Origin of the sequence: Paraburkholderia sp. MM5384-R2 (genome assembly GCF_014201025.1) — a bacterium.
Lineage (GTDB): Bacteria > Pseudomonadota > Gammaproteobacteria > Burkholderiales > Burkholderiaceae > Paraburkholderia > Paraburkholderia tuberum.
This window is the reverse complement of sequence record NZ_JACHDI010000068.1, coordinates 1-4,090: the sequence shown is the minus strand read 5'-3', so window position 1 is coordinate 4,090 and position 4,090 is coordinate 1. Positions and strand designations below refer to the sequence as shown.

General features: G+C 61.5%; 7 protein-coding genes. 5 read left to right on the top strand and 2 right to left on the bottom strand.

Annotated features, from left to right (window positions below; all coding sequences use genetic code 11):
• Nucleotides 1-329: 329 nt before the first annotated feature.
• From HDG37_RS38535 to HDG37_RS38520, 4 genes are read left to right on the top strand one after another with little or no spacing between them, the layout of a single operon-like run.
• On the top strand, nucleotides 330-638 hold the full coding sequence (locus HDG37_RS38535; RefSeq protein WP_184056792.1) for a 2Fe-2S iron-sulfur cluster-binding protein: 309 nt from the start codon (nucleotides 330-332) through the stop codon (nucleotides 636-638).
• Nucleotides 635-973, top strand: a complete 339-nt coding sequence (locus HDG37_RS38530) for a hypothetical protein (protein ID WP_184056789.1) — start codon at nucleotides 635-637, stop codon at nucleotides 971-973. The genes HDG37_RS38535 and HDG37_RS38530 overlap by 4 nt, the downstream gene beginning before the upstream one ends.
• A gap of 52 nt (nucleotides 974-1,025) precedes the next feature.
• The gene (locus tag HDG37_RS38525; RefSeq protein ID WP_184012695.1) at nucleotides 1,026-1,304 is read left to right on the top strand and encodes a 2Fe-2S iron-sulfur cluster-binding protein; all 279 of its coding nucleotides are present in this window, start codon (nucleotides 1,026-1,028) and stop codon (nucleotides 1,302-1,304) included.
• A complete protein-coding gene (locus HDG37_RS38520) occupies nucleotides 1,298-2,257 on the top strand; it encodes an alpha/beta hydrolase (protein WP_184056786.1) in 960 nt (319 codons plus the stop codon). Before HDG37_RS38525 ends, HDG37_RS38520 begins: the two co-directional genes overlap by 7 nt.
• 103 nt (nucleotides 2,258-2,360) lie before the next feature.
• Here HDG37_RS38520 and HDG37_RS38515 read toward each other — a convergent pair whose 3' ends face one another.
• Both HDG37_RS38515 and HDG37_RS38510 read right to left on the bottom strand, forming a co-directional pair.
• Entirely contained in the window at nucleotides 2,361-2,561 is a 201-nt protein-coding gene (locus tag HDG37_RS38515; RefSeq protein WP_260335286.1) for a hypothetical protein, read from the bottom strand.
• Between the two features lie 99 nt (nucleotides 2,562-2,660).
• Nucleotides 2,661-2,870 carry a hypothetical protein gene (locus HDG37_RS38510; protein WP_184056783.1) on the bottom strand — a complete coding sequence of 70 codons (210 nt, stop codon included), beginning with the start codon at nucleotides 2,868-2,870 and terminating at the stop codon, nucleotides 2,661-2,663.
• Between the two features lie 46 nt (nucleotides 2,871-2,916).
• Here HDG37_RS38510 and HDG37_RS38505 point away from each other — a divergent pair, with 46 nt between their 5' ends.
• On the top strand, nucleotides 2,917-4,014 hold the full coding sequence (locus tag HDG37_RS38505; RefSeq protein ID WP_184056781.1) for a porin: 1,098 nt from the start codon (nucleotides 2,917-2,919) through the stop codon (nucleotides 4,012-4,014).
• Nucleotides 4,015-4,090: the final 76 nt, after the last annotated feature.

Sequence of the window (4,090 nt, the reverse complement as noted above, 5' to 3'; positions counted from 1 at the left end):
TAGAGGGGGGACAACGTCTACGGCTACGAGGCGGGGCGCTCGAACTGCAGATAGTGACCGCAGAATATCGCATCAAAAGAATAATGTATACCGTATCGTCATGGACCGTGGTTTGGGCTGAAGTCAGGAATTCGGCCGAATCCGTCCTCCAACGCTTGGCGCATATGCGGGCCCTGCCTCGTCGCGGTCCTCGCATAGCAAATTTTTTAGACGTCCGCCGCTCGACAAATTGTCGTTAGTATACAATCTTCATAAGCCCGGTAGTATTGAGCAACACTGACGCGCTTCCAGCGCGCAGTCCGGATCTTCAGATCGAGAGGAAAGCGGCAATGCCGATGGTCACATTTCACAGGAACGGCGAGACCTATCAGGGAGAGGTCAAGCAGAACACCAATCTGGTCGTTCGCGCCGGCATCAAGGAGTTTCCGTTTCCGCACCTTCGCTATGAGTGCGGGATGGGGAAATGCTCCAAATGCGCGTGCGTCATCCGCGCGGGTGGCGAGCATCTGCCCGCACCCAACTGGAAGGAAAAGAAGCAGCTCGGCGAGCGCCTCGAACAGGGATATCGCCTCGCCTGTCAGCTCTGGATCGAGCACGACATCGAACTCGAACAAACCGACGTGGGGGCCGCGGCATGAGCGTGAACGCGACACAGTCGATCAGTTACGTGATTCTCACGAGCAAGCCCGGCCAGTACCGCACGGAACCCATCGGCAAGCTGGCGCCGGCCGAAACGTGGGACTACGTATATTGCGGACGTCATCTCGCGACCTTCGTGATTGCCGCGCTTTACGGCGACGCGCGGATTCGCGTTACCAACGAAGCGGAGGGTGGCGAAGTCAACGATATGCCGACCCGCTTCCTCGAAAAATTCTCCGACAGGGATGAGGCGTTCGCGGCGCTTCAGATCCTGGTGGGCACGCGCGACCAGGACGCGCTATTGCGACCGGGCGTCACCGCGGTGGCACGCTGAAGCACGCTGCGCTCATATCCATTCACGTATCCAGCCAGAACAGGTCTCACGCATGATCCAGATTACGTTTCTCAGCAATGACGGCAAGTGCGTCAGCGCCCCGCCGAACAGCAACCTGCTGCGCGTCTCGCTGCGCGAAAAAGGCGGTATTCCTTTCAAGTGCGGCGGCGGTCTGTGCGGCACCTGCAAGTGCAAAGTCGAACGCGGCCTCGAACACACCGACGCGGTGAAAGAGAAGGAAAAGCGCCATCTCAGCGACGCCGATCTCGAAGCCGGTTACCGGATGGCCTGCCAGACTTTCATCAACGGAGACGTGAGCGTGTCATGGTGAAGCCGCAGCCGACCGACGAGCCGCTCGGCTCCCTGCCCGACGATCAACGTCGCCGTCTGCTCGAGATCGGGCCGCGCTGGAACGAGGACATCACCGCTCACCGGCAGACGGTGATCGACTGCTATACGCCGCTCGTCGCCGCTGCGCCGAAGGACGGCATCGTCGTGGAGCGGGACGTGCAATACGGTACGCACGCCCGTCATGTGCTCGACGTCTTTCAGCCGGCAGCGCTCGCGTCGCGTGACGATGGCGATGACCCCGGGCCGCGCGATGCCGTCGTGTTCATCCACGGCGGTGCGTTCGTGCGTGGCAACAGGAGCGTGAACGGCCAGATTTACGACAACGTCTGTTATTGGTTCGCGTCGCAGGGACTGGTCGCGATCAACGTCGAATACCGGCTCGCCGACGTGGCGCCGTACCCGGGCGGCGCGCACGACGTCGCCGATGCGCTCGCCTACATTCAGCAGCATGCGCGCACGCTGCGGATCGACCCCGCCCGCGTGTTCGTCGTGGGCCATTCGGCGGGCGGCGCGCATGCGGCCGCATGTCTGTTCGATCCGACCGTCATTGAGCAACGCCCGCCTTCGCCTATCGCCGGTCTGGTGCTGATCAGCGCGCGGTTGGCGGCCGACGTGCGCCCGGGCAACCCCAATGCGAAGCCCGTGCGCGCGTACTTCGGCGACGACGAGAGCCTGTATCCGGTGCGCTCTCCGCTCAGTCACGTCGCGCGCTCGTCGGTGCCGCTGATGATCGCGGTGGCCGAGTTCGAGAATCGCTATCTGGACGAATACGGCGCGCAGTTCTTCTTCGAAGCGCTGCGTCATCGCGGCACGCCGCCCCGGCTGATTCAGATGCGCGGTCACAACCACACGTCGATCGTGGCTCACTTCAATTCCGGCGAGGAGTATCTTGGGCGCGAGATTCTGCACTTCATCGGGAGCGTGGGTCGATAAAGCGAAACACATATCGCGCTCGCCCAGGAGCCACGATAGCGATGCGCACGCGCTTCAACTATCGGTGCCGTCTGGACCGATAGTTGAACGTGCGCGGCAACCTTCATGAACAGCGCAGTCGATTCGCCTCGATGGCCTCCCAGACCGACGGCACCGGAGCCGAGCGAACCGGCGAAGGCACCGAGCTACGCATCCCGTCATAGTCGAGCTTGAACTCGTCGACCGCCTGCTGCAGCTGCAGGATCTGCTGCGACAGCGAAGACGCCGCGGCGGCGGTCTGTTCGACGAGCGCCGCGAAGGTCACGGTTGAACAGGGAAAAGCCGATGCGCGGAGCCGAACGGTCCCGCTCGCAAAAATTATTGGTATACTGTGTACAATAAAATGTGCTCGCAAAACACATTTTTAGGCGTCACCCTCGCCGGTCCGCATGCCCCGCCCTCCGGAAGATCGTCGGTTGGTCGTCAACCACGGCAATTCCGCACCTTCAAGCATGTTCAAAAAAATTCCGCAATCCTCCTTGACCCGCTGATCGATCAAAGTCAAAAAACGCTGGCGCCTTTTTTGTATACCGCATACTTTGTCCTGCTGGATGATGATCACCCATAACTTCACGACCTCGCGCCAGCACCGAGGACGCCCCGCATCAAAGGAATAACGGATGAAAAAGACGTTCTACATTGCGGCCGCAATTTCAGGCGCAGCCGCCGTCAACGCCCACGCCCAAGGAAGCGTCACGCTTTACGGCCTGATCGACGCCTCGATCCAGTACACGAACAATCAGGGCGGCGGCAGCACGGTGGCGATGTCAAGCGGTACCACGCGCGGCAGCCGCATCGGGTTTCTCGGAACGGAAGATCTGGGCGGTGGAAACCACGCGATCTTCCGGCTCGAAAACGGCTTCGACGTCACCGACGGATCGCTCGGACAAGGCGGTTTGATGTTCGGCCGGCAGGCCTATGTCGGCCTCCAGAACGACCGTTGGGGCACGCTGACCTTCGGTAGGCAATACGAATCGATGGTCGATTACGTGGCTCACCTGACGGCCGCCGACTGGTCCGTCTACATGGAACACCCCGGCGACATGGACCTGACGAACCGCGGGGTACGTGTCGACAATTCCGTGAAATTCACGAAAACCTACGGCGCTTTCACGGGCAGCGCGCTGTACAGCTTCGGCGGTCAGGCCGGCAGCTTCGGCGCGAACAGCATGTGGAGCGTGGGCGGCAGCTACGACGACGGTCCGCTGTATGTGGGCTTCGGCATGACTTACGCACGGCAACCCGGCGCGCGGAACACCGGCACGTTCTGGAAGGCGTCGAACTCCGCCATTGGCGAATACGTGACGGTGGCGCACTCGTTCCTGACCGTCGGCGGCGGCGCGGCGTACAAGTTCGGCTCGCTGAAGCTGGGCGGCGACATCACCAGCACGACGTACAAGGACGGCTTCGAACAGCAGAACGTCAACTTCATGAACTACGAAATCAACGGCGTGTACTACTTCACGCCGGCGCTTTCGGCGGGGCTGGGCGTCACCTACACCGACGGCAAGGTCGATGCGAACGACGGCGACCCACGCTACATCCAGTACAACGCGACGGCGACCTACAGCCTCTCGAAACGCACCGACCTCTATGCATTCGCCACCTTCCAGCGCGCGATGGGCGACGCACAGGTGGCGCAGGTCACGCAGTTCATCAGCCCGTCAAGCACCAATAAACAGGCGTCGGTCGGCCTCGGCCTGCGCCACACCTTTTAACGACGTCGCGCTAACGCGCTGAGGCTTTCGCCTCGTCGACGACTCGAATTTCCATGCCCTGCGAAGGGTATGGACC